Origin of the sequence: Methanosarcina sp. A14 (assembly GCF_001729375.1) — an archaeon.
Lineage (GTDB): Archaea > Halobacteriota > Methanosarcinia > Methanosarcinales > Methanosarcinaceae > Methanosarcina > Methanosarcina barkeri.
Genome location: NZ_LZPK01000281.1, coordinates 1 through 26,343 on the forward strand (window position 1 = coordinate 1; position 26,343 = coordinate 26,343).

Sequence of the window (26,343 nt, forward strand, 5' to 3'; positions counted from 1 at the left end):
AACTGCGTAAGTCCTATTTGTTTCTTAATTCTTTTTTGATTTTCCCCGGTTGTTTCTAACAAGTTTAACTACATTTATTGAGAAAGCTTCAACGGATTTGTCTCTCTAAAGCGAGAATTCAAACTGAATCGACATACATAATGTTAAAAATAATTAAATTTACTACTTAAATCTTTTAATTTACTACAAAAATTTACAAAAAAGATTAAAATTCTGCACTTATACGATTTAATAGGCAGTGTGCCAATTTTTCTGTAAAATCACAAATCTCAATAAGTTATTGGGTAGAAAATTACATATCGGCAGATCAATTTTTTCCATACTATGCAAAAATTTGACCTCAAATTTACAGCAAATTTAAGACATTGCCATTTAGTCAAATTGATGAACTTATATATCTTAAAAAGAATTATTGTACAGTTTGGTGTGAACGAAAACCAATCCTGGTTGCTCTATCTAAAGAAACCAAACAATGCTGTCTGAACTACTATTGTCAAGATATATACAGACAGCAATTTAGAAATTCATATCATAAATAATAAGTATCAAATCTCCTGAAAGTTCTTCTATTTTCTAATAAGTAGTCTTATAATTTGCATTTAAAATCCAACTTTTCAGCAAAATTTCAGAAACGTTTTTGTTTTTAATGGAATTTATCTAAACAATTATATTGAGTGGTTATTTATACAACTATAAATAATAATTAAGAACAGGTAGTCAGAAAAATCTAGAAGCAGATGTAATACATGCAAACCAATGTATTTAAATAATTAATAAATGTAATTTATTTAAAATTAAGAGGTAAAATTGATTTTCCGATGCAGATAAGATGAAATTATAATGAGTGAAATTATTCCCGGCACGAGATTAGATATTTAATAAATTAATCCTTATGATTTTTAACAAAGTTGAGGAAAATAGCTTGTCCAAAGTTGCGTTAATAACTGGAATTACAGGTCAAGATGGCGCTTATCTTGCTGAATTTTTACTTGAAAAAGGATACATTGTGCATGGAATCAAGCGGCGATCTTCTTCTTTTAACACGGCAAGAATTGATCATCTTTACAAAGATCCCCATGAGAGAAATGTTAATTTTTTCATGCATTATGGGGATTTGACAGATTCTACCAATCTAATTCGCATAATTCAGGAAGTTCAACCTGATGAAATATACAATCTTGCAGCCCAGAGCCACGTTCAGGTATCTTTTGAGACTCCAGAGTATACGGCAAATTCTGATGCCATAGGAACTCTCAGGATACTGGAGGCTATACGCATTCTGGGTTTTGAAAAGAAAACAAAATTTTACCAGGCTTCTACCAGTGAACTCTATGGAAAAGTTCGGGAAATCCCTCAGAAAGAAACTACTCCTTTTTGCCCAAGAAGCCCGTATGCAGTAGCTAAACTGTACGCATACTGGATTACGGTCAACTACCGGGAAGCCTATGGTATTTTTGCATGTAATGGAATTCTTTTCAACCACGAATCTCCAATCCGTGGTGAAACTTTTGTGACACGAAAAATCACAATGGCGGCTACAAGGATAAAATACGGCATGCAGGATAGGCTTTACCTCGGAAACCTTGATTCAAAAAGAGATTGGGGCTTTGCAAAAGATTACGTCGAAGCCATGTGGCTGATGCTCCAGCAAGAAGGGCCCGACGATTACGTTATAGCAACGGGCGAAACTCACTCTGTCCGGGAATTTATTGAACTTACATTCAAAGAACTCGGAATCGAGATAATCTGGCAAGGAAAAGGAGAAGAAGAAGTCGGAATCGATGCCATTACAAACAAAGTCTTAGTTGAAGTAGATCCTGAGTATTATAGACCCACTGAAGTAGAAGTTTTGATTGGTGATTCATCAAAAGCCAGAAGAAAACTTGGCTGGAAACCAAAAGTCAGACTGGAAGAACTGGTAAAGATGATGGTAAAGTCCGATGAAGAAGAAGTCCTGAAAAGTTATCCTGCAGAGAAATTAGCTTCCAGCCCGGAAACTGAGGAAGATTCAATAAAATCAGAATTAGATATTAGGAGTTTATAAATTTCAGAACAGTACCGTAAAAGGTAAAATTCTTTTTAAATAAAGGCGATAGAATGGAAAAAGAATCAAAAATTTATGTAGCCGGACATAGGGGCCTTGTAGGTTCAGCCCTTAAAAGAAAACTTGAATCAAAAGGCTACACCAACCTTATTTTTCGTACCCATAAAGAACTAGATCTTATAAACCAGCAAGCTGTAAATGAATTCTTTGAACAGGAAAAGCCTGAATATGTCTTCTTAGCCGCAGCAAAAGTGGGTGGAATTCTTGCCAACAGCACCTATCCTGCCGAATTTATCTACGAAAACCTGATGATTGAATCAAATATTATCCACGCTGCCTACAAATGTGGTGTGAAAAAGTTGCTTTTCCTTGGCTCTTCCTGTATTTACCCAAAACTTGCACCTCAGCCTCTTAAAGAAGAATATCTATTGACTGGCTCTCTTGAAGAGACAAATGAAGCCTATGCAATATCTAAGATTGCCGGAATCAGGCTCTGCAAACATTACAATCAGCAGTATGGAACTAATTTCATTTCTGTGATGCCGACAAACCTCTACGGACCTAATGATAATTTTGATCTTGAAACTTCCCATGTGATGCCTGCACTGATCAGGAAATTCCATGAGGCGAAGGTAAATAACAAACCTGAAGTTGTTGTGTGGGGTACAGGCAAGCCTCTTAGGGAGTTCATGCATGTGGATGATATGGCTGATGCATGTGTGTTTTTGATGGAAAACTATGATTTTTCTGAGGTTGGAGAGTTTGTAAATATAGGGGTTGGAGAGGATGTTACAATCAGCGAACTTGTAGAATTAATAAAAAAGATTGTAGGGTTTGAAGGGAAGATTAATTATGATACTTCAAAGCCTGATGGGACTCCAAGGAAGTTGATGGATGTTTCGAGGTTGAATGGATTGGGGTGGAAAGCCAAAATTTCACTTGAAGATGGAATTAAAGAAACTTATGAGTGGTATCAAAATCAAATCAAGTGAAAGGTTTTGATTGTATATAAATGAGGAATCGAACAGAATAAAATCCACAAAAAAGAAAAATGGTATCCTCTTTAAATTTTATGGGTAAGAATAAATTTCACGTATTTGCAGAAAATTTAAGAATTTAATCAAGTCTGAGAAACAACCTCAAGCTATTAATTCAACTTTATAACTGTGTGATGAAATTGATGCATATTTCTCAGGTTGGAAAATTCTCCATTGAATTGAAGAGGATACTATAAATTTACTGAAATTATTCTGAAGGATGCCAATAGTTGAGGAATAATGTTATAGGTCACCCTTTTCGTAAAAATGAACATAAACTTAAGTGATTTTGCTAAAGGCCTGAAAATATAGCTTCATAAATATAAATTTCCATGAAGAATGTCTCGCAAAGTATAACTTGAGACTCCAAAAAATTTATCCTGCAAACCTTACGGCATCTTCTCACATATTTTATATATGATATTCGCATTTGAAAAAGTAATTTCCAAAATATCCACAATCCAAGACTACTCGCGGCAACTTCTAACTAAATTATGAAAAACCGGAGGAAAACAGCAAGGATTGATCGGCAGCTTTAATCGGGAATTACGGCTTTTTTACGGCATATTTATCAGGCCTGCTTTAAATGCAATAAAACTTCTGTAAAAGCCATAAAGTCAAGGTTAGAGTATATAGAATAATCAAAAGAGTATCTGGGATTAAAGCTTCTGCTGAAATATTAGCATAACTTGGTAAGTAATTGACTGATTTGTTCCTTAATTCTCTTTTGATTTTACTCATGTCATTTCTAACAAGTTTACCTACTTTTGTTGAGAAATCTTCAACAGATTTGTCTCTCTAAATCGAAATTTCAAACTGAATCGGCATATATATAAAGTTAAAAAATAATTAAGTTTACTACTGAAATCTTTAAATTTGCTACAAAAATTTGCAAAAAATTAAAAACTTTGCACTTCTACAATTTAATAAATTGTGTAAGATAACTATGAGCAAAAAATTCAGGGGACTACTACCTGAGTAGCAAAAATAACGATCTAAATGAGAGGTATCTAACAGGGGTTTTGTAAGGAGTTAAGCAAAAATGGGTCTGCATATATTTACTATTATTTTATTGTATTTGCTATGATGGCTGGTGTACTGATCGCAGATCTACTTAATTTGGACATAGATCGGAAACCAAACGGAAAATTTGTATTAGGTATGGGTCTTTATATAGTCTCTCTAAATAACTGTCACAAAATAAATTATACATATTGTTTATAACATTTATTTTTCAGTTGGTGATAACGATCTGAAAAATCAAGGCATTCAATTGAAGTCTGTGCATAATTTGTTCTGCGACGACCCTAAGTCAGAGAAAAAGAATATTTTAGTTATTTTTATGTAAGTATTGTTACTATTCTATGAAAATTAAAGAGAAAATGGGATTTTCCGGCGCAGGCAAGGTAAAAACTATGAAGATTGCAATCATTCTTGGCACAAGGCCTGAGATTATAAAAATGAGCCCCATTATAAGGCAATGTGAAAAACAGGGCATTGACTATTATATTCTCCACACAGGTCAGCATTACAGCTACGAAATGGACAAAATCTTTTTTGAGCAGTTAAAACTCCCGCAGGCGAAGTACAATCTTGATGTAGGCTCCGGCAAGCATGGAGAACAAACAGGAAAAATGCTTGTAGCCATCGAAGAAATACTGATTAAAGACAGACCGGATATTGTGCTTGTCCAGGGAGATACAAATACTGTCCTTGCCGGGGCTCTTGCAGCTTCCAAACTTCAAATCAAAATCGGGCACGTGGAAGCAGGCTTGAGATCTTTTGATTGTACTATGCCCGAAGAAACAAACAGGATCATTGCAGACCATATTTCAGATTACCTCTTTGCCCCTACCGAGACTTCAAGAAAGTACCTGCTAAACGAAGGGATTCCCAATGAAAAAATCTTTGTTACAGGAAATACGGTCGTTGATGCAGCCTATCAGAACCTTGAGATTTCTAAGAACGGAGTAGATATCCTTAAAGAGCTCGGCTTAAAGGAAAAAGAATATTTTGCAGCCACAGCCCACCGTGCTGAAAACGTGGACAACACAGAACGCCTAGGGAGAATCCTTTCCGGTTTTTCGCAGATTTACAAAGAATTCGGCCTTCCTATAATTTTCCCAGCCCATCCAAGAACTGTGAAAATGATCAAGGAATTTGGTTTTGAAATTCCTGAAGGAACAAGGTTGATTGAACCTCTTGGATATCTGGAATTTTTACAGATTGAAAGCGGGGCAAGAATGATCCTGACCGATAGTGGAGGCGTGCAGGAAGAAAGCTGTATACTAAAAGTCCCTTGCGTGACGCTTCGAGACAATACAGAAAGGCCTGAGACGGTGGATGTAGGTGCAAATATTGTTGCTGAAAGTGGAGAAAACATCATTGAATGCACAAAAAAAATGCTTGAATCCAATCTTGAGTGGGAAAATCCATATGGAGAAGGAAATGCTGCAGAACTAACTCTTCAGAATACAGTGACTGGTTACGGCATTGAATTCCGTAAAATTAAGAATTCTGAACAAATTCAATACTGGAGATAACAAGATAGAAATAATAAATGCTATTTTTAAAAGGTGGAAAAAGGAATATTAAAAATCTACGAGGCGGATGCTGTGGTGATTTTTACGAAACAGTGCATACTTTTATTTGAAGGCTGAGTGGCTTAAAGAGCTTACTGGAAAAGAGAGTCTAGTTATTCTGGATGGAATATAGTTGAACCGAATGAGTTTATTGAAAATGGTTTTGTTTATACGAAAATTGTGAGAGTAGATCAAAACTAAAATGAGATCGTTTGAGTAGGGAATCACAATTTTAGAAGTAAGTTTAGTTTTATAAAATCCTGAAAAAGGATGAACACAATGTATAAGAAATTAAAAGAAAACAAGGAACTTTGGGATCTCTTTACCAGAAAGGAAGAATACGATCTGACCTTTCGTGATATGTATGAGAGATTTCCGTACTATCTAGGCAGCCAAAGAAATATTTTTGAACCCAGTGTTTCCAAATTTCTGTTAGAAAATGGGCTGAGACCGCAGTATCCGGACAGAAAACAGTTTGCTGTTTGCCTTACACACGACATTGACATTGTTCATCCAGGTAGATTGTACCCAATATTTGGAGCCGCAAGATCTTTTGTTAAAGGAAATTTAACAGATGCTATAAAAATCCCCTTTTCTATACTTGACAAAAAACGAAATCCTTTCTGGAACTTTAAGGAAATAATGGAGCTAGAAGCAAAATATGATGCAAAATCCAGCTTTTATTTTTTAACTCTGGAATCCGGAGAGAGCGACTACAGCTATAATATAGAGGATATCGAAGATGAATTAAAGACTATATCAGAAAATGGATGGGAAGTTGGTCTCCACGGAGGACATGAATCTTACAACAGTTTTGAGGACGTCAAGAAAAAAAAGCAAAAGCTTGAGAAGGTTCTCGGCAAAGAAGTAATTGGATACAGAAATCACTACTTAAGATTTAAGGTACCGAATACTTGGGAATTATTGAGTAAAGCAGGCTTCAAATACGACTCTACATTTGGATACGCTGATTGTGCAGGATTTAGGAATGGAATGTGCCATCCGTTCAAACCTATTAATGTGAATACTGGACAACAGATCGACATTCTTGAGATCCCTCTGACAATCATGGATTGTACTTTATTTAAAGATTACATGCGACTTGATTTTAAAAAGGCATGGGAATTCACAAAAAGTCTGATTGATACTGTTGAGCAGTGTAATGGTGTAATTACAATCTTATGGCATAATACATACATGCAGGAGGAGAATTTGAAATTTTATGAGAAAATTTTGGAATACTGTTCAGAGAAAAGAGCTTGGATGACGAGTGGTGAAGAAATTGCATTTTGTAAAAACAATATATTTTGTAAAAACAATATATAATGTCAAGAATTTTACTAATTCACACATGAATAGTTGGTGTAATTAATGAAAGTGTTAATTACTGATGGAGAGTTTAAACATAGTCTTGCAGCTGTTAGAGCTCTTGGAAAACAGGGAATTGAAGTCATATCTTCATCAATGTATGAACGAAATATGTCTTTTTATTCGAAATATTGTAATAAACAGTATTTATATTCAGATCAAATTAATGAAAAAGTGTTTATCTCAAACCTTATAGACATAATTAAACAAGAAAGTTGCGATGTATTGTTGCCCATTGGATTTAAAAGTTGTATGAAGATTTCAAAATATCAGCAAACTTTGGAACAATACGTAAAAGTCCCACTTCCAAATTATGAATTTATGCTCATAGCATCTGATAAAAATAAAACGATTAAATTTGCGATGGAAATGGGTATTCCCACACCAAAAACAATATTTCCTATGTCAATAGAAGAGGTAAAAAAAATTTCAAATGATCTTCAATATCCTGTCGTAATTAAAGCACCGGAAGAATCAGGATCTGTAAAGTATGCAAATAATGAAAAGGAATTAATGATATTATATACACAAGTATGTATTTCCCATCCACAACAAATAGAATCCGGAAAGTTTCCACAAATTCAAGAATATATTCCTGGTGAAGGATACGGTTTTTTTGCACTTTTCAATCATGGTGAACCTAGAGCAATTTTTGCGCATAAGAGACTTCATGAATATCCACCTACTGGTGGACCAAGTACAATGGCGCAAAGCATTTATGATCCAGATCTAAATGCAATTGGTTTAAGACTTCTAAAATCTCTCTCTTGGCATGGGGTGGCAATGGTAGAGTTTAAAAAAGATATCAGAGATAACACATTTAAATTAATAGAAATTAACCCAAAATTTTGGGGTTCCTTAGATCTTGCAATTGCATCTGGAGTTAATTTTCCATATCTTGCAGTTAAGATGTGTATAGATGGAGATATTAAACCCGTTTTTGAATATAATAATAATTTGATATTTAAATGGATGTTCCCAGATTTCGTATATTCCATCGCAAATAATTGTTTAGGAAATTATTTCGTTAATTTATTTAATAAAAATATCACAAATGACTTGGATTATAACGATATAAAACCAAATTTATTTCAATTTATTGATACAGTCTCGGAAATATATTTAAGAATAAAAAAGAAAAACTTAAGATATCCACATGGCAAACCGGAGATTGAACATGATCATTGATTTACATATACATTCAAAGTATTCTTTTGATTCAATACAGTCTCCTTCTAAGATAATAAAAATTGCAAAAAAAAAACCTAGATGGAATTGCGATAACTGATCACGGTACAATAAAAGGAGGACTTGAAGCTAAAAAGATAAACAAAGATCCTAATTTAATAGTAATAGTTGGATGTGAGATAAATACAGAGATTGGGGATATTATAGGTCTTTTTTTGAATAAAGAAATAAATTCAAGAAATAGCATGGAAGTAATAAGAGAAATTAAAGCACAAGATGGAATTGTAGTACTTCCTCATCCCTACAGAGGTCATAAATTAAATGAAGAGTTATTAAACTCTGTTGATGCCATTGAAGGATTTAACGCCAGAAGTACTATAGAAGAAAATGAAAAAGGGATGGAATTAGCCAAAAAGTACAATAAACCAATTGTTGCGGGAAGTGATGCCCATTTCACTTCAGAAATTGGGAATGCTAAATGCTGCATTAATGAAGAGATTGGAGATTTAAAACTCGCTTTGTTATCTCATAAGAAAATATATTGTAATCCAAGTCCTCAGCATTATAAAGAGATCAGCCAAATTATAAAATCATTTAAAATGAGAAAAATAAAAAAAATTCCGTTTCAAATCATATATTTAGCACACAACTTGATAAAGAGAGAATTTATATGATAAACAAAACCATAGGACTTTTAGGTGCAATAGGGTATGACGACATGGGCGATGATGCATTGCTATTGGCGAATCTCGATGCTTTAAAATCAAGGGAATATAATATTCTTATTTTTTCATATAGTGTATCTAGAACCACAAATCTTTTGATATCATATGGATTTTTACCAGAGAATAGTCTCTCCGATACTATTAAGATTGTCGACTCTTTTGATTATCTTAATCAAAAGATTATGTATAAGTATATAGATGTAGTATTAAATCGTCTGTGTAGAAATTCATCTGATATTTTCCAAACAATTAATCATAATCGAACTTTAAAAAAAATCACTAATAACATTAAGACCGAAAATAAACAAATCCCACACTTTATCGAATACCTGACTAACATCAAAGAGTGTTCTTTGCTACTCTTTATTGGGGGAGGGTATATGAATAGATATTGGGGATGTAAAATATATCAATTTATAAGCACTCTTTCAATTGCTCACGAAGTTGGAATTCCATGCATTGCATCAGGCCAAACTTTCGGACCGCTTGATGATATACAGAAAAAAATTGTAAAAAAACATATTAATAAATTGGATTATATCTCAACTCGGGACATCAACCGGTCAAAAAAAAGGTTATTGGAACTTGGATTTGACGAAAATAAGATTATAGAAGGACCTGATGATGCCATTTTTTTAAGCAAAAATATGAATTACATAAATAGATATGATTCCTCTTTCGTTGTTACTGTAAATTTTGGACTATTTTTAAAATACAGTAAGTATCCACTTGAATATATATACACTATTTTTGCACAATTTTTTGACTACCTGGTGGACAGCAAAAATGCTATTATTTTGAACATTTCGATGACCATTAGCGGTAAGGATATTGAGCAGGGATTATCGATACAAAGTAAAATGAAACATAAGGATAAGTTTTATTTTGTGCCTTTATACACTGATTTGAAAACAATTAAAGCAATTATTTCGACTTCCGATCTTGTTGTGAGTAGTCGGTTGCATCCAATCGTATTTTCGATTAGTGAAAGAAGACCCTATATTGGCATCTCCGGTGGTGGAGAATACTACAACTCTAAATTAATGGGTATCTCGGAAATTTACAGTTATATATCCGATAATCATATAATTGAAGCTGATAATTTGTCTCTAGATAAATTAAAAAATTTGTTATCTTCAACATTAAATGAAGATTATAGATTGAATAATATTTACGAATTAAATGAAACTAAAAGAAACAACTTTTTAAAGAAGGTGGACTCTTATTTTTATAAAAGCTAATTTTTTTAGCTCTGCAGAAATTACGGTGCTCCTACATTAATTAGTTGATATTTTAAAGGATCTGTAATTTAGGAACGTTTGAAATATAAGTTCAAGTTTTCATTTCTGGAATTGCTCTATAATTCCATTTTCCCAGATAATCATCAAATACAATTTCATATTTTCCTTGAAGTTTTCACTTACTTTTCTTGCTGTTGCATAAACTTTATCCTTAATCGTCGAAACCACTTTCAGTCCTGTTGATGTAGAAGTCTTATCAATAAGGCTTTTAACCACATCAAGACTGCTGAAAACGGCACCCTTACAGGCAGCCGTTACATGGCAGAATAACTTATGTTCAATTGGATTATATTTCGAAGTGTATGGTGGATAGTGAGCCATTCGAATTTCAATTCCAATTTCATTTACCAGCTTTTGTAAGTCTTCCTTGAAAATATAATGTCTACTTGAGTTGCTTCCACCACCATCTGTCAACGGCGGTTTACTTTTCCCCACTTTTGGCGGTTTAGAATTCCCCACCTATTGATATAAAGTTTACTCAATTTTTCATGAATTAACTCAAAATCACTGGCACATATTTCCTGTTTTTATTCCCTGTTTTTTCCTCTCTTTCAGTCTGTAACTTTCTCCTTTGATATTAATTGTAGTACAATGATGGAGGTCAGCTAAGTAGGGGAGATTACTCTCCCTTTCTCGCCTAAGAACTGTACGTGAGACTTTCACCTCATACAGCTCAAGCATCTTCTAACCCTTGTGTTGGGCAGCAGTTATTTGATTTGGAGTTAGTTGCGTGGTATTGTCTATGACAGTGTGCATGCAAATAGATTAAGTTGTATGTTCTGTTATCTTCGTGGCTTCCATTCTTGTGATGTAGAGGTCTTTCTACTGCATCAGTATTAATGTCAATTGGAAAATTGCAGATAGGACATATGCCTTCTTGGTTATCCCACACTTTCCTGAATTTTCCTGAAAGCTTTCTTAAGCCTTGATTGTATTTGCGTTCAGCATAGTATCCTTTGTCGAGGTAAGGGTTTATACCTAATGTTAGTTTGATGTGTCTAACTATCTTTTTATTTGATAAAAGCTTCAGTTGGTTTGTTTCAGTTGAAAATACCCAATGTCTTGCTCCCTTGGTATGCCAGTATTTCCGACTTATCCAGTGATGGGATCTACCTGGGTGTCTTCTCTTGGCCCACTTCCATGTCATACTCCAGATTCTTTTATCCATTTCAGAGAATATTTCTTTGGATACCACGCCTTGATGGTAATTAGACCATCCAGTTATGATTGGGTTAAGAGTTTGGATTAATTTTTCTTGTGTCCAAGGTTTGCCATTCTTGATGACATCACTGATTTTCTCAGTGACTTTCTGAATGGATTTTTTGGATGGTTTGATAAGAAGCTTTCCTTTGTATTTTCTGAAATTCCAGCCTAAAAAGTCAAAACCATCGTTAATATGGGTAATTAGTGTTTTTTCTTCCGATAATTCCAGACCTTTATCTTTTAGGAATATTTTAATCAGTTCTTTGGCTTCTTCCGCTATTTCCTCAGTTTTTGCAGTAACAATGAAGTCATCTGCATACCTTACAAAATTTACGTTATGTTTATCACGTTGAAATTTTGTTATTCTTCCACTTTTTCCGCGATGATATTTATTTGCCAATATACCTTCAATCCCATCTAAGGTCATATTGGCAAGAATTGGGGATATGATACCACCTTGCGGTGTACCTTTTTTGGTCGGAAAGAGGTTTTGTTTAAAAACGAAGCCTGCTTTAAGGAATTGTTTAAGAACTGATTTGTCCATTGGAATATTGTCAAGTAACCATTGGTGACTAATGTTATCGAAGCAACCTTTTATATCTCCTTCCAGTATCCAGGATGCAGAGAACTTTTGACATGTGCATCCAAATATTTGTTCGCATGCGTCATGTGTACTTCTGAATTTTCTAAATCCAAAAGAGTGTTTGTCTGCCGTAGCTTCTGAAATCGGGTTAAGTGCTAATGCATATAATGATTGCATAGCTCTGTCGTACATGGTTGGGATACCTAAAGGTCGTTTCTTTGACTTCCCATATTTTTCAATATGAACTCTTTTTAATGGTTTGGCTTTATATCTTCTGTTAGTTAGACTAAGGGAGGCTTTCATCTTGGCGTCGGGAGTTTTCCACAATTCACCATCGATTCCTGCCGTTTTCTTACCTTTGTTCTGAATTACCTTTCTGACAGCTAACAATTTGGCGTAGAAAGAGTGGGTTAACAAATAGCTTAATCTTTTAACTAAGTTCCATTTGCCTTTAAAAACCGCTTTCGTAATCCTGACTTGTAGCCTATTAACATGTGTTTCAACTGCTTTCCAATTGATATTGTTCCATCGAAATTTCAGTTGTTTGTTAGTGAGCTTCTCGTTGATTGGTTCAGCTTGTTCACTATAACAGCCAGTCTCTCTGTTTGTTTTATTCCATAAGAGATTGACAGCAAGTGTTTCTGCTTTCTGAATCAGCGTATTTGAATGACTCCCTTTCATAGGACATACTTTCATTCTTACGTTTTGATACCATAGAGTAAGTCAGCATCCTTTCGGATTAGGGCAAATTTGGAACCCCTATACAATTGATTACAAATTGTCATTCGCTTGCTACTCCCTTCCTCTACCCTCTATGTCATTGTTATCCTTTGCAGGATTCCTACCCTAGGGAACATATAGGGCTTACCAAGTTCTATAACATGAATAATTATGAATACCTTAGAAGCCATCTCTAAGCCGAGAGTTCTTTGTCCATTTCCCATTACGTCGAATAAGCCATAATGGTCTGACTCTTCACCTTTTGGTTCAAGTGTATCAGTCTAATTTCACTTGTCACTTGTTACGACTCTTACAATGGTTCACATTACGTTCTTCATAGTATTCTTATCCTAACAGATGATTTAGATTAGACTTCCAAATTTCTCCATATTGTCCTATGAGCTTCACACCTTGACGTTATCATCAACGCATGTCATAGTAGGATTATCCCAAATGGAAGGGATAGCATTTCTGCAATTCATGCTTTAGCTTTCTTGTCGCACTATTCTATCAAGTACAGCAGCCGCTATTACATGGTCCTTGAATATCTCTCCCCATTCTCCATATGACTTATTCGACGTAAATATGGTTGAACTCTTTTCATAACGTCTGGAAATCAACTGAAACAAACAGTGAGCTCCTTCTTCATCAAATGGGAGATAACCCATTTCATCAATGATCAGCACTTTAAATTTCATCAAGCCTTTGAGCTTTTTCTCAAGTATTCCTTCCCGATTTGCTATTTTTAACCTCTCAATAAGGTTTCCTGTATTGGTAAAGTAAACCGAAATGCCTGCTTTTACTGCTTCAATCCCAAGAGCAATTGCAAGGTGAGACTTTCCAACTCCAGGAGGACCGAGCAAAACAACATTCTCTGCATTATGAGCAAATCTTAAGGTTGCAAGGTCTTCTATGACTTTTTTATCAATAGATGACTGAAACTCAAAATCGAATTCTTCAAGTGTCTTTTTCACAGGAAAAACAGCACTTTTCATTCTCCTTTCCATTGCAGCAGATTCCCTGTGTTTCTTTTCCTGTTCAAAAAGATAATCAAGGACTTCCATTGTTGTCTTGCTGTCTCTTGCAGCAATCTCAAGGCAGTTGTCCAGAAGATCTTCAATAGTATTCAGTTTTAGGTACTGCAAGTTAGTGTGAAGTCTCTCATAGCTGAAATTATTCATTCTAAACCACCATCACTGAATGTTTCATAGACATCGAGAGACCTCTTTTCAACTTCAAGACCTGAAAACTTCAACAGAATATGTGGACTCTTCTTACATTTTGAATTCTCGTTAAGAATCTCACTCAGAAGACCCTTGAAATGTTCTTTTTTCCTGGTAACTCTGCAGTTACCTGGAAGAATTTCATGTTCACAGACCTTCTCATAATCAACATAGACCTCGAATTTTCCTTCAAAGATCTGAAGCTTTGCAGTTCTTCCTGCAAACTTGTAAGGAACAGAATACTTATTTCCAAGATAAGAAATATAACAGTCTCTTGAGATCTTTCTGGTTTCTGTCTTAACAACTTTGTATCTGGGAACTTGATTCAAAAGGTTCAGTTTCTCTTTTTCATTCTTAAAGCGCTCAAGAGGGATTTCATGAGTTGTTCCATGTATACTTGAATTCACTCTCTTTAACCACTCAAGAGCCTGATTATTCAGGCTCTCAAGAGAGCTGAATTCTCTTCCAAGGAAAAAATCCCTCTTTACGTATCCAATAGTGTTCTCAATTTTCCCTTTTGTCTGAGGTCTATATGGCCTGCATAAGCGAGGAATGAATCCATAATGCTTGAAGAAATCCTCATACTGTGAGTTCCATTCTGAATCTGAGGATTTCATTGCTCTCTTTATTACAACTTGTTTCATGTTGTCGTACAGAATTTCCTGTGTACATCCACCAAAGTATTGAAATGCATTCAAATGGCACTGAATTAATGTAAAAGTGTCAATGCTCAGTGTACATTCGACATATCGCATTCTTGAGTATCCAAGAATCATGCTAAAACAGAAAAGTTTTTTGAGTTTTCCATCGACTTCAACCGTTCCTAATTCTCCCCAGTCAACCTGAGCCTGAACACCTGGTTTTGTCTCATATCGGAGTACCGCAGGTACTCCCTGTTTAGGTCTGACTGTTCTCACAAAATCCTTAACGATGGTTTCTCCACCATCAAAACCCATTTTCTGTATTTCACGAAAGAGGCGAGCTGCAGTATAGTGTTTTTCATTAATCTTTTCGAGTAAGTAAGGTTTATACGGATCAAGTTTGCTCGGTCTTGGCGGACGTTTCTGGGGTTCGGGTAAGGTTTTCAGCTGAAGATATTTTCTTACAGTTTTTCTGTCATAACCTGTTCTTTCAGAGATTTCGCTTATGTTCAAGCCTTGTGAATACAAATCTCGTATCAATAACCATTCCTCCATTTTCAGCATTATCCACAATCCTCGAACTTTTCTCAAGGATTGGGAATTGGGGAATTTCAAACCGCCGAAAATGAGGAATTCTTAACCGCCGTTGACACCATCTGCCAAAACTAAAATGCTGTTTGCCTTGAGGTAATTTATCTTGCCGTAATTTTCCCACCAGTATTTAATGCAGTCACAACAAAATTCACTCGTATCCTTACTGGCTCCTAAAGTGATGTAGCCTTCATTACGTTTCATATCGTATATGCCATGTGGAATTACAACGCCATTTGAAAATGTATTGAAGTCGTGATCATATACTTTTACCGTTCCAGTACAATAAAATTTACAATTTTGATTAGGACAGGAGACATCAGTGAATTTTGGTTTAGGTCCTCGTTTTCCCATAAACTACAATTATATTAGTTTTATTATATAATACCAACTAAATAATAAAGGAGCACCAATTTTTAAAATAATGCAATTATTTTTTGAAATGGAGCAAAATACAAATTTTCATCTAAATAATACATAGTTAATTTTTTTGAAAAGCATATTTCTGATATTAATACAAAAGTCTTTTACTATATTTAAGTCATGTCTACTAATCCCTTTGATCAGAATCATTATCGTAAGATAAACGAATGCACCCATTAATACTGAGCCGAAAAGGCCCATAATATTAGAAGGATTTAAACAAGAAATAACTCCTAACATAATTGAAGAGGCCATGACACTTCTCAAAATAAAACCAAAATTTAGATTGAATTCAATATATTTATAAGAAACAAGGATACAGATTATTACCATTAATGTGTATGAAATTAAAGTGGCAATTGCTGCTCCAACAATGCCAATTGATGGAATCAACAAAAAATTAAAAACTATGTTTAACAAGGCAGCAAAGATATGGATATACAAATTGAATTTTGTTTTTTTTACAAGATGTGTAATATTGATAACTATCTGAAAAATACCTGATAAAAGTCCTGATAAGGCAATAAAAGGAATAACAATACTACCTGAAATGAATTCATGTGTTGTAAGAATTTCCAACATAGGCTTTGCAAGTGCAGATAATCCAAAAACAGCAGGAATCGCTATTAAAAGGAAATATTTCATTGAATAACTTAAATAAACCTTCACTTCATCGATTTTCCCTTCATCAAATAAACGTGAAAGTTCTGGAAACAAGATGAATTGGAGAGGTGTAATAAACAAAAGAATAAGATTTCCAATAGCATATGAAGCTGAATAAATTCCAACTTGGCTTAATCCTAGGAAATAACTGACCATATACCTATCACTTGAATCGGTGATCCATCTGATGAGAGAATTTGGAGTCAATGGTGCAGAGTATTTTAAATACTCTTCAATCTGATTAAATTTGGGGATTCTAAAACCTATCTGTGATACGATTTTGTAAATAGAGATTATGAACAATAATCCCTGAACAATTAGTACAGCTGATATAACTTCAAACAAGCCGAATCCCATTAAGAGAAATGATAAAATCAAAGTTAGTTGCCCGAATGTCTGAAATAAAGTTAAAAAGGCAAATGTTTCGGTCTGTCGGGATACTCTAAAATAAAAAAGTGAAATTTGATTAATTGCACTTAAAAAAACCAAAAAAGCTCCCACTTTTATGAAATCTGAGGTACTTATATCTTTGAATATACTTGCAGCCAAGAAATCAGATAATAGAAATACCACTATAGATACTAATAATCCGGTGAAAGCAACAAAAAACAGTACAGAAAAAAATCCTTCCCTTATTTTTTCGTTGTCTTTTTCCGAAGAGAGAAATCTTACAACTCCCATAGATAGGCCCATAAGAGCGAGAGGAGATAAAAGAGACACAGTAATATTTATTTGTGCCCAAATCCCATAATCATAAGACCCCAGCGTTTTTGTGATTACTGGAAGCAAAAAGAAGCCACTCAGCCCTATTAAGGCCTGAGTAATTCCTATAAGCCCAACATCTTTTATAAATTTGGTATTTGCCATAAAATCACATTTTTAAAAGATACAATAAAAATAAAATAATTAGAGATTTTGGCAGTTCCATAATTCGTTTTTGGATATTCACGTATTAAAATTAGATCTCATCCCAAAACTAAAATTGCGTCTCAGAATCTTGGATTTATGTAATTAATCGAGCTTCGGATCAAGGAAATAACTCTGATAATTCTTATTGATGTGGAAAATTGGTTTCGGGATAAGCTCTTTCAAAAATGCTCATTTAGAATATCACAAATATCTTCACATGCATTTCCGGTTCCAAAAATATCATTTTTTATTTCAGCTCCTTCAAAAGTTAAAATGGCATTCTTGATTTTCTCATAATCAGCTCTAACAAGCACATTCCATCCATCCTTTACAGTCTCAACCCACTCGGTATTATCTCTCATAGTTATGCAGGGAACCCCAAGCATATACGCTTCTTTCTGCACCCCTCCTGAGTCTGTGAGGATTTTTCTAGAATGAGTCATGAGTTTTAACATTTCTAAATATCCAAGGGGAGGAATGACCTTTACATTTTCACATAATTTATTCCATAGTCCGTATTGCTTCAGATATTTCTCAGTTCTTGGGTGCACCGGAAACACAATAGGAATATCAACATCACAAAAGGCATTAATTATAAATGAAAGATTCTTGAAACTGTCGGTATTCGAAGCTCGATGAACAGTTGCAACCAAATATTCTTTTGAGGTTAGTCCTAAATTTTCTAAAATCGCGGATTTTTCTTCTGCAATATTTATATTGTATTCCAGGGCATCAAGCATCACATCTCCAACACTATACACTCCAGATGTGATTCCCTCATTTTTGAGGTTTAAGACTGCCGTTTCTGTGGGGCAGAAGAGCAGGTTCGAGACATGGTCTGTGAGTACTCTGTTAATTTCTTCTGGCATAGACTGGTCAAAGGAACGAAGTCCAGCTTCCACATGGGCAACTTTGATGTGTAGTTTGGAGGCTGCAAGAGCTCCTGCAAGAGTGGAATTTGTATCTCCGTATATCAGGACAAAGTCAGGTTTTTCTTTGAGAAGGATCTTTTCGATTTCAATAAGCATTTTTCCTGTTTGTTCGCCGTGACTACTTGAGCCTACACCCAGATTGTAGTCAGGTTCAGGGATCTGTAATTCTTTGAAGAATATGTCGGACATTTTGGGGTCATAGTGCTGGCCAGTGTGCACAAGGATTTCTGTGTGTTCTTTACGGATTGCGCGGGAGAGAGGGGCGCATTTGATAAATTGGGGGCGGGCGCCGATGACTGATAGGATTTTCATGATACTGCCTCGTGTAATAATCAAGTTATAATTAATAATCCACTTTTATAAAATTGTCAAGAATATCTGCAAATTTTCTTGCCATTTCTTTTTGGCTGTACTTCTCTATTTTTGAGTTATTTCCTTTATATGAAACCTGACCATTTAATTTGTATTCGGTATAATATTTAATAATAGTATTCTTTATATCTTCAACAGAGGAGACAAAGTATCCAGTTTCAGTTTCCTCTAATAAATCATTTACAACACCTTTTGGACCCCCGATTGCTAAGATTGGCCTTTTTGATGCAAGATATTCAAAAAGTTTTCCAGTATACACTCCTATTTCTGAGGGATGATCCCAAAGTAAAAGCAACAACAATTGTGATTCTTTCTGCTTAACTAATGATATATCTCTGGAGACTAAACCATTATGAGATATAATATCTTGAAGACTATATTTTTTAATTTCTTCCTTAATCCATTCTTCTTTTGGTCCATAAAAGCGAATTTCAATATTCTTTCGATCTATTTTTTTTTCTTTAATTAGTTCATTCAAGGCATTAAATAGTTTTGAAGGATCTCTTTTTCCATTATAAAGGCTTCCTGTATATGTAATTGTAAATTTATTTGAAAGACTTATATTTGTATTAATAGATTCCTCCAGATCATATCCATTTGGGATTGAATATACGGATTTTCTATTATGAAATTTTCTAAGATTTGAAGCTAAATTACTGGATACTGTAGTTATAGCATCCGAGGCTGCCAATGTTTTAAGTTCTAATCTTTTATCAAATACTTTCCGTATTTTACTATGTGTACAGTAATGGTTTTGAGTCCAAAGATCACGTAAGTCTGCAATCCATGGAATGTTATATTTTTCGCTCAGATCATGAGCAATTATATGAGATATTATGGGAGAAGAACTGCTAATTATTGCATCAATTTTTTCATTGGTTAAGAGCTCATCTCCTATTTTAAAAGCATCAGAATACCATTTTTTTTGGTTGTCTGGATATGTTATAATTTCTGTAATAAAATTAGATAATAAATATAAAAATGTTTTTTTATCCTTTAGAGTAGATCTACCTAATTGCCCTTTGAAGGAACTTTTTGGATTAAGCCCAAACATATTTTTAAATGAATTTATACTGTCATATTCACAATACGGAGTTCTTACAATGGTATATTTCAAGGTAAAATTATCAGGCGAATTTTTTGTTAAGATGACAGGCTCCCAGCCAAAATCTGGAAGATATTTTGCCAGTCCGTTAATTCTTAAACCACCTATTGCAGGATCTGGGGGGAAATAATATGAAACAATTAATACTTTTTTCATAATATCACTTTTTCTCACTTTTTTCCGTTTATATAGAAAACTTCGACTCCTTTGCTAGAATAGATTTTATCCAAGGATACATCAAAGTTTAATTTTTCAAAATCTGAAGGGATCCACCTAATTTCAGCCATTTCTGGAAATACGTCTTTGTAAATCAGCTTATCTTTCTCATTAATTGTCATATACAAACTTTGATTATAATGATTTGAAAGTGTAGATTTATTGTCATATCCAAAATGATAAGGAATCCTTAAATAGCGTGGTATGTACCAGTATAATTTTTGCAATTTTTTTTGTTTGGAAGTTAAAAGAAGGTCGCCAAACCTAATTGGTTCAAAGTTTATTCCTGTTATTTCTATATCCAAATTTCGATTCTCAAAAAGCCAATTCATACCATGTACTTCAGATTGTGTCGTTTGAAAATTGCTTCCTAAAATATATGGAGAAGGATATAGAGTTAATATTGTATTAATCCACACGATAAATAACAAAAAAACAAGTCCTATTAAACCATAAATATATGTTTTTTTATTTTCAGTTTTTATCTTTTTAATGAAATAATATAATAAATATCCAATAAACATTGTGGAAATGGTTGTCGTGTATGTAACCATTCTTAAGGGATCAAAGGGCAAGTTGGAGAAATAAATAATTAATATCAAGAAGCATATAATGAATAAAGGACCAAAAAGCGAGAATAAATTATTATATTCTTTATTTTTATTTTTCCAAACAATTGGAAATGAGACAATAGCTACCAAAACATATAGAAGAGATCCACCCATTTTCTTTAAAACTTGCTCAGTTACATTATAGCCATATCCTTTAGCATAATTTATATTACTAGCTAATTCTGTGACTTTTAATGGTCCTCCTTCACTTACCAACATATTGATATTTCTAATGGTCGATTCCCATACATAAAAAGATGAAATCCAAGTAATACTCCAAACAAATAGTAAAAAAAGTAGGGTTATTTTTAATCTTAAAGAATATCTACTTTTGATTGCAGTACTTCTGGTGTTCTTTTTAGCGTATATATACCCTGGTAAAAATAACGTACTGATCAGTACAAAACAGGTTAATATTGGAACTGGATGTAATATCGGATACATAAAAGCCATTATCACAACTAAAATTTCCCATCTTACATCATTGACTGAAATGACTTTTAGTATTATAAACATTACTAGTGGGAAATAAAGGTTAGCGCACGCGTTTGGAGTGAAGTTTAAATACCAGCTATTAACCAAAGTAGTACTAGCTAACGTTGATAATATAATTTCTCTCTTATCTCTAAAAATAATCTTTGAAAGTATATACATAAAAGGAACATATAATATCCCAAAAAATAAAGGTAATAGTTTAGAGATTAATAATATATTTATATTTGAAATACAATAAATTTGAGTTGAAAATATATGTAATATTGGATAAATTATATCTTTTGAAACATGGGAAGTAAGAATAATTTGTTTAATCCACCCGATATGTGAAGCAGGGTCTCCACTCATACACCAGAGATAATAACCTCTAATAATGAATAATGAAATAAAAGTAATATAGCATAAATAAATTATGAGAAGGCCTATTTTCCAGAGATATTTACCTAATTTAACATCACATATTTGGGACAAAACAATAAAAACTCCGCATACAGTCGAAAGCAATAAAATAAACCATACTATGAGTGGAGTAGATCTATAAATTGAAGATTCATAACCTGTTGCCGGAGTGTTATGAGCGATTAGAAGTGCTACTGGAAGCAAAGAAAAGCAAATAATCAAAACGACTTTGAATAGTCGATCATTTTTATGTATGGTGAGTTCATTCATAACTATCAATAACTCTCACAAAGAAGATCAATTTACTAAAAATTGCATTCTTTTTTCCATAATCGAACATTTAATCAATAATGTACATCTGATCTTAATTGACTGAACATGACTACTCAATGTTTTGAAGAATTTCCCTCCAGTTTTCCACGGTTTTTTCAAACGAGAAATTCTCCTCTACAAACCGCTTCCCGTTTTCTGCAATCTGCTCCAAGTCCGGAAAATTCAGCGCCCGAATTACATTTTCCACAATGCACTCAGGCGAGTTATTCTCCATAATGAATCCGTTTTTCCCGTCTATTATAACATCCGGTATCGCCCCGACCGACGTCGCGAGCACCGGGGTCCCGCAAGACATCGCCTCAAGCATGATGTTCGGGAGCCCCTCGGTGTAGGAGGGGAGGACGAGGAGCCGGAGCTGGTTAAGGTAGTTAGGGAGGGCATCGTGAGAAATCCAGCCCGGAAAATCAACTCGCTTGTAAAGCTCATTTTGTTCGAGAAAAGTCTTGATTTCGCTGTAGAGTGAACCATCTCCTGTAATAGTAACATGAAGGTCTGGACATCTCAAAGTTATATCCGGTAAAGCTGTAACAAAATTAAAGACGCCCTTTTCTCGACTAAGGCGGCCTACATAGCCGATACAATAAGGTCTATTGGCAAAATTGTGGGTTTGCCTAAAATTACCGTCCATGAAGAACAAGTGACCATTTCCTATGACTTTGTTAAGAGGAAGATTCATAAAGAGAGCAACATTAGGCGATTCTACGCCAATATATGTAGCTGCATTGAAAGTCAATAGTTCCAGTACCCTCTCTGATAAATAATAGTAATATCTCTTATAGAACGTGGCAGTCTTATAGATCATACGAGTGTTAGTAGAGCCAGATGCCACTGCGGTTAGAACTGATGTTTTTCTAAGAAACTTAGCTGTAATAGTAGGTAATAACAAAGTGCCAGATAACATAAACGCAGGACCGTCAAAATGCTTGCATATCCTTATCAAAAGGAGAGATATTTTTATTTGGGCAATAATCTGAGAGATAGTTTTATAAAAAATATTTCCCTCCTTTTGATGAGTATTTACATCTAAGATCCTTATTTTGCTATCAAATCCCATATCATCTGAAAAATTACCTGTTATAAGAAATATTTCATTCACAAGTGGTGAGAGAATCCTTAAAAAATTGTTTATGATAGTGTAGTAACTTCCAGAACGGGATAGAAGAGGGAATGTAACAATGCAAATATTCAGTTTTTGAAGATTTTTTGATTTAACCATGAATATATCACCCATCAATAGTTCCATGAGAGCCGCAAAGCTAAGAGCATCTCAAAACCTCTTGAATAATACGTTCTCCTGCTCTCCCATTCCCAAAAGGATTTATGACCTTCCCATTGCTAGCATCTTCCTCGTACGGCTTAACATTATACATTAGGATCGGCTCCTGCGAGAGGTTCGCCCCAAACTTAATCGTATCCGGCTTTTCTGTGTTATACCACAGAGTAACACAGGGCAAGCCGAGAATGCAGCACTCCTCCTGCAGGCTCTCAAGTCGGTCAAATACGTCAACTCCTCCTATCTTCTGACTCATTTTGAGTTTTCCTCTCGTACAATCTGTGTCGTTACTGTTCAAGGTGGCGAATATGCGTCGCACATGCCCTATCTTCTCTCAGGATCCAGTCTCCTATAAACTTCAAGCAACCTCTCCTCCATAATTTCCCAGCTGTACTTAGTCGCATAGGCTTTCCGTCCATTCTTACCAAGGCGTTTACATAGTGTGGGATCGTTTTTGAGCGTAAGAATTGCATGCTTGATAGCGTCAACGTTCCCATACGGTACGACAAGACCACAGTCTTCTTCCCTTACAATTTTGGCCATGCTAGTGTTATCATTTACCAAAATTGGTTTGCTACACATCATGGCCTCAAACAACTTATTGGGACTGGCATATTTATTATTAGGGATGTTTGGATCGTAAAAAGCAAACAGTATATTAGCATTCATCGCCTGGCTGATAATTTCTTGATGTAGAGTCCACTTTAAGTATAATTCAATACTTGGTACATTTTGGCAAATGCTCTTTAAACGAACACCACATGCCTCAGAGCACGGTCCCATAATTATTAATCTAACACCAGAGAGGGTTTTAACCGCCTTACACATAATATCTATTCCTCGATCATCATTGATCCCGCCACCGTAAAAAATGGTGAAGTTTTCTGAAAGAGAATCTGGAACTACGTTATTATTGGAGAATGTATCTGGTGGTGCATTAACGATAGTTACAACGTTTTCATTATTTGAAAGACCAATCTGCTCTCTTCGCGAATCATCGGGTATAATAACAACATCTGCAAATCTCATAAGGAAACGATCAGTCTTCGCAAAAAAAATCCGGGAAATCTTTGGGAATATGGGGAATCTGATCATATCTGCGTAGAAATCAAAGATGTCATATATAATTGGCTTTTTTGTAATCCTTGTCATGATAAGTGCTGGAGCAAAAGTATCAAAGTCTGCGGCATGTATGATATCCCATTTTTCACTTAGCAATTGAAAAATAATATAAAGCCACCAGATGGGCAAATAAAAACAGACCTTGAAGCTGTCTGGTGAAACAGCTAATTTAAATCTCTTTACCCGACATATGCAAGATCGTTGAATTTCGCTGATTCTCCCCCTGTCCCAAACTAGCAATGTTACATCATATCCCGATTCTATGAGACCTCTGGCCTCTTTTTCCAATCTTGCATCTGGATATTGAGATCTTAGCATAATTATGTTTTTCATGATTCACCTCAATCCTAAATTACTCTCAGCTTATGATTGGCCTGATAGATTGCATCAATTGTTTTTTATACTGTGATACTTTTTCTTTCGAAAGGATCATTGAATTGATTGGCCTTGAAAGGTGTATTCAACAATGTCAGTAGAGCTCCGAGAGTGGAAGATCTTCCTTCATTCCCATATATCTCTTTAAATTCTCGCTTTGCTATATTGATCGAGTCTCCTGTGCTCATCTCAACATTGAGAAGTAATTCTCCTTTAAGGATGTATTAATCAATATTCCGCAGTTTTTTGTACTGTAAACTCCCGGAATCTGAGTATTCTAAAGATAGTTACTCGAAATTAACCTTATGAAAATCTACGTTTAGCGTTCTTTCATACCAACCATATAGGTATACCCATATGCGAGTAACCTTATGGACACATACACAGGATAGAGATACCAAGAAAGATCTCTTTCTACAATAAGACCATGAAGCATTCCTTTTACTCCAAGGACAATCTGTTCGTAAAATACCTCGTATGGCGAGAGATTCATTAACTGAAAACCAGTTTTCGTGAAGGTTTTCGCGCCGATGAACTGCTTTCTCGCGAATACCTTTAAAGATGGCATAGTGTCATGATATAGAGGATCTTGAATATACACAACTTTATATTTCCTGTCTTTGAGTTTTTGGGCCCAATCAAAATCTTCACCCCAGTGGATCGATCTATTGACACCCCCAATATCCTCAATCGCTCTCCGAAGATAAAGCGAATTTCCTCCACCATACAGGCCGCGCCTTTTCTTGATTCGATCTTCGATTATCAATTTCCAATGGTTAAAGTAAAGATGAACAACCGGACCTCCATCAGGAGGTGCTATATTTTCTGGCCAGACCGTGCGCACTCGATCGTCATAATTGAAGCATTCAACTGCGTTACGGAGCCAGTTGTTATGGGGAATAATGATATCTGAGTCAAAAAGCGCTACAATCTCGCCAGTTGCCTTTTCAACTCCCGTTTGTCGTGCACTCCCCAGGAGTCCTGAATCGAAGAATATTTTACTGGTATATTTTTTAGCTATTTCGATTGTCTTATCTTTTGAATTTCCGTCTACAATGATAATCTCGACACTTGGGTAATCCTGATTGGCAATGCTACTAAGGCACTTTTCTATAGTATCTTCGTTATTCAGTGTTGGAATACAAAAAGATACTTTTGGTAGATTATTTAAGTCAATAATACTTCCATTCTGTTGCAATTCCGGCGATTCTACGATGATATATTCATCGTCATATGGAAAATCTGTGATAGCTGGATTTTCTACCATCAATTATTCACTCCAGGTACTTTTTGAGAACTTTCGACAGATGATGCTATAAGATGTCCACCTACCCGGCATCCCCCTTCCTTGCCCAGCGCCTGCTGGAAGATGCTCGTCGATCGCTCCTAACTCAGTGATTTAACGAAATTTCTTGCTATCTTCCTCCCAGGTTCTATATCCTCAGTCTCGGTAAGCTCCATTGATTTTTCGAGGACCGCATTAGCCGATTCCGCATAGAGAGCTCCGTTCATCTCGCCAAACTTCTTTATGCGGTTCGGGAGACTCGTCGCAATTTTCTCCTAATAACTCCCGTTATGCACTATGAGCAATTATGTTAATTTCAAGCGTAAACTATGGTAGTATTTTATAACAAAGACTTTAAATTATTATCAAATTTTTCAGTAATACTATCCCAACTTAAATCATGCACATAAGAATATGCTTTTTCACCTTCAGCTTCGATTTTATTTGTCTTGGCAAGCCCAATTGCTTTTTCTAATGTAGGAGTTACGCAGTTGGCTCCTAGCATATTGTTTTTTCCAAACTTTCAAATATTTGAATTAATTTAACGTGTATTGGGGATTCCTTAAGTATTCTGTCACTGCCACTCTTCTAATTTTCATAGCACTTTCAAACCAGGATATTCCA

20 protein-coding genes and 2 pseudogenes are annotated in these 26,343 nt (G+C 34.8%); 7 read left to right on the forward strand and 15 right to left on the reverse strand.

All coding sequences use genetic code 11. The features are described 5' to 3' along the window. Positions 1 to 922 precede the first annotated feature (922 nt). The 7 genes from gmd (at position 923) to A9239_RS12970 (ending at position 10,185) form a co-directional block, all read left to right on the forward strand. Positions 923 to 2,044 (forward strand): GDP-mannose 4,6-dehydratase, encoded by a 1,122-nt coding sequence (gmd, locus tag A9239_RS12940; RefSeq protein WP_048154693.1) that lies wholly within the window; start codon positions 923 to 925, stop codon positions 2,042 to 2,044. A gap of 53 nt (positions 2,045 to 2,097) precedes the next feature. Further along, positions 2,098 to 3,036, forward strand: a complete 939-nt coding sequence (locus A9239_RS12945) for a GDP-L-fucose synthase (RefSeq protein ID WP_048154696.1) — start codon at positions 2,098 to 2,100, stop codon at positions 3,034 to 3,036. A 1,409-nt stretch (positions 3,037 to 4,445) separates the two neighbouring features. Beyond that, positions 4,446 to 5,624, forward strand: coding sequence for a non-hydrolyzing UDP-N-acetylglucosamine 2-epimerase (gene wecB, locus A9239_RS12950; protein ID WP_230669042.1), 1,179 nt, complete (start codon positions 4,446 to 4,448; stop codon positions 5,622 to 5,624). A gap of 318 nt (positions 5,625 to 5,942) precedes the next feature. Further along, on the forward strand, positions 5,943 to 6,989 hold the full coding sequence (locus A9239_RS12955; RefSeq protein WP_048154699.1) for a polysaccharide deacetylase family protein: 1,047 nt from the start codon (positions 5,943 to 5,945) through the stop codon (positions 6,987 to 6,989). A 45-nt stretch (positions 6,990 to 7,034) separates the two neighbouring features. Further along, positions 7,035 to 8,219: an ATP-grasp domain-containing protein gene (locus A9239_RS12960; protein ID WP_048154703.1), complete on the forward strand. Its 1,185-nt coding sequence runs from the start codon at positions 7,035 to 7,037 to the stop codon at positions 8,217 to 8,219. A gap of 62 nt (positions 8,220 to 8,281) precedes the next feature. Next, entirely contained in the window at positions 8,282 to 8,893 is a 612-nt protein-coding gene (locus tag A9239_RS12965) for a PHP domain-containing protein (protein ID WP_052712690.1), read from the forward strand. Next, positions 8,890 to 10,185: a polysaccharide pyruvyl transferase family protein gene (locus tag A9239_RS12970; protein ID WP_048154706.1), complete on the forward strand. Its 1,296-nt coding sequence runs from the start codon at positions 8,890 to 8,892 to the stop codon at positions 10,183 to 10,185. The genes A9239_RS12965 and A9239_RS12970 overlap by 4 nt, the downstream gene beginning before the upstream one ends. A gap of 99 nt (positions 10,186 to 10,284) precedes the next feature. Here the strand turns inward: A9239_RS12970 and A9239_RS12975 are convergent, their stop codons facing one another. The 15 genes and pseudogenes from A9239_RS12975 to A9239_RS19645 all read right to left on the reverse strand — a co-directional run bounded on the left by A9239_RS12975 (position 10,285) and on the right by A9239_RS19645 (position 26,224). Beyond that, on the reverse strand, positions 10,285 to 10,659 hold the full coding sequence (locus tag A9239_RS12975; protein ID WP_052712691.1) for a transposase: 375 nt from the start codon (positions 10,657 to 10,659) through the stop codon (positions 10,285 to 10,287). A 90-nt stretch (positions 10,660 to 10,749) separates the two neighbouring features. Then, positions 10,750 to 10,845, reverse strand: a pseudogene (locus A9239_RS19940) (ATP-binding protein); the annotation flags it as partial. 73 nt (positions 10,846 to 10,918) lie between these two features. Continuing rightward, the gene (gene ltrA / locus A9239_RS12980; protein WP_048156798.1) at positions 10,919 to 12,598 is read right to left on the reverse strand and encodes a group II intron reverse transcriptase/maturase; all 1,680 of its coding nucleotides are present in this window, start codon (positions 12,596 to 12,598) and stop codon (positions 10,919 to 10,921) included. A gap of 653 nt (positions 12,599 to 13,251) precedes the next feature. Next, positions 13,252 to 13,932, reverse strand: a pseudogene (gene istB, locus A9239_RS12985) (IS21-like element helper ATPase IstB); the annotation flags it as partial. Continuing rightward, on the reverse strand, positions 13,929 to 15,179 hold the full coding sequence (gene istA / locus A9239_RS12990; protein WP_048154708.1) for an IS21 family transposase: 1,251 nt from the start codon (positions 15,177 to 15,179) through the stop codon (positions 13,929 to 13,931). The pseudogene istB and the gene istA, both read right to left, overlap by 4 nt. Before the next feature lie 72 nt (positions 15,180 to 15,251). Beyond that, a complete protein-coding gene (locus A9239_RS12995; protein ID WP_048154711.1) occupies positions 15,252 to 15,560 on the reverse strand; it encodes a hypothetical protein in 309 nt (102 codons plus the stop codon). A 108-nt stretch (positions 15,561 to 15,668) separates the two neighbouring features. After that, entirely contained in the window at positions 15,669 to 17,159 is a 1,491-nt protein-coding gene (locus A9239_RS13000; protein WP_048154714.1) for a flippase, read from the reverse strand. 221 nt (positions 17,160 to 17,380) lie between these two features. Beyond that, positions 17,381 to 18,445: a non-hydrolyzing UDP-N-acetylglucosamine 2-epimerase gene (gene wecB / locus A9239_RS13005; RefSeq protein WP_048154717.1), complete on the reverse strand. Its 1,065-nt coding sequence runs from the start codon at positions 18,443 to 18,445 to the stop codon at positions 17,381 to 17,383. Between the two features lie 31 nt (positions 18,446 to 18,476). Beyond that, entirely contained in the window at positions 18,477 to 19,766 is a 1,290-nt protein-coding gene (locus A9239_RS13010) for a glycosyltransferase (RefSeq protein ID WP_141706463.1), read from the reverse strand. A 14-nt stretch (positions 19,767 to 19,780) separates the two neighbouring features. Further along, positions 19,781 to 21,601 (reverse strand): hypothetical protein, encoded by a 1,821-nt coding sequence (locus tag A9239_RS13015; protein ID WP_069575336.1) that lies wholly within the window; start codon positions 21,599 to 21,601, stop codon positions 19,781 to 19,783. Between the two features lie 112 nt (positions 21,602 to 21,713). Continuing rightward, a complete protein-coding gene (locus A9239_RS13020) occupies positions 21,714 to 22,880 on the reverse strand; it encodes a glycosyltransferase family 4 protein (protein ID WP_176722151.1) in 1,167 nt (388 codons plus the stop codon). Between the two features lie 40 nt (positions 22,881 to 22,920). Then, the gene (locus A9239_RS13025; RefSeq protein WP_141706464.1) at positions 22,921 to 23,256 is read right to left on the reverse strand and encodes a hypothetical protein; all 336 of its coding nucleotides are present in this window, start codon (positions 23,254 to 23,256) and stop codon (positions 22,921 to 22,923) included. Positions 23,257 to 23,261: 5 nt separating this feature from the next. Then, complete coding sequence (locus A9239_RS13030) at positions 23,262 to 24,392, reverse strand: glycosyltransferase family 4 protein (protein WP_048154730.1); 1,131 nt, start codon at positions 24,390 to 24,392, stop codon at positions 23,262 to 23,264. A gap of 361 nt (positions 24,393 to 24,753) precedes the next feature. Beyond that, a complete protein-coding gene (locus A9239_RS13035) occupies positions 24,754 to 25,701 on the reverse strand; it encodes a glycosyltransferase family 2 protein (RefSeq protein WP_048154733.1) in 948 nt (315 codons plus the stop codon). Between the two features lie 358 nt (positions 25,702 to 26,059). After that, positions 26,060 to 26,224, reverse strand: a complete 165-nt coding sequence (locus A9239_RS19645) for a hypothetical protein (RefSeq protein WP_155400453.1) — start codon at positions 26,222 to 26,224, stop codon at positions 26,060 to 26,062. Positions 26,225 to 26,343 lie beyond the last annotated feature (119 nt).

Bases quoted from the DNA above. Each gene is read 5' to 3' on its own strand.
- A9239_RS12970 (WP_048154706.1), top strand. From the start codon at position 8,890: ATGATAAACAAAACCATAGGACTTTTAGGTGCAATAGGGTATGACGAC.
- A9239_RS19645 (WP_155400453.1), bottom strand. From the start codon at position 26,224: ATGCTAGGAGCCAACTGCGTAACTCCTACATTAGAAAAAGCAATTGGG.
- wecB (WP_048154717.1), bottom strand. From the start codon at position 18,445: ATGAAAATCCTATCAGTCATCGGCGCCCGCCCCCAATTTATCAAATGC.
- A9239_RS13030 (WP_048154730.1), bottom strand. From the start codon at position 24,392: ATGAAAAACATAATTATGCTAAGATCTCAATATCCAGATGCAAGATTG.
- A9239_RS13020 (WP_176722151.1), bottom strand. From the start codon at position 22,880: ATGGTTAAATCAAAAAATCTTCAAAAACTGAATATTTGCATTGTTACA.
- A9239_RS13000 (WP_048154714.1), bottom strand. From the start codon at position 17,159: ATGGCAAATACCAAATTTATAAAAGATGTTGGGCTTATAGGAATTACT.
- A9239_RS12955 (WP_048154699.1), top strand. From the start codon at position 5,943: ATGTATAAGAAATTAAAAGAAAACAAGGAACTTTGGGATCTCTTTACC.
- A9239_RS13010 (WP_141706463.1), bottom strand. From the start codon at position 19,766: ATGAAAAAAGTATTAATTGTTTCATATTATTTCCCCCCAGATCCTGCA.
- A9239_RS13015 (WP_069575336.1), bottom strand. From the start codon at position 21,601: ATGAATGAACTCACCATACATAAAAATGATCGACTATTCAAAGTCGTT.
- A9239_RS12960 (WP_048154703.1), top strand. From the start codon at position 7,035: ATGAAAGTGTTAATTACTGATGGAGAGTTTAAACATAGTCTTGCAGCT.
- istA (WP_048154708.1), bottom strand. From the start codon at position 15,179: ATGCTGAAAATGGAGGAATGGTTATTGATACGAGATTTGTATTCACAA.
- wecB (WP_230669042.1), top strand. From the start codon at position 4,446: ATGAAAATTAAAGAGAAAATGGGATTTTCCGGCGCAGGCAAGGTAAAA.
- A9239_RS12995 (WP_048154711.1), bottom strand. From the start codon at position 15,560: ATGGGAAAACGAGGACCTAAACCAAAATTCACTGATGTCTCCTGTCCT.
- A9239_RS13035 (WP_048154733.1), bottom strand. From the start codon at position 25,701: ATGGTAGAAAATCCAGCTATCACAGATTTTCCATATGACGATGAATAT.
- A9239_RS12945 (WP_048154696.1), top strand. From the start codon at position 2,098: ATGGAAAAAGAATCAAAAATTTATGTAGCCGGACATAGGGGCCTTGTA.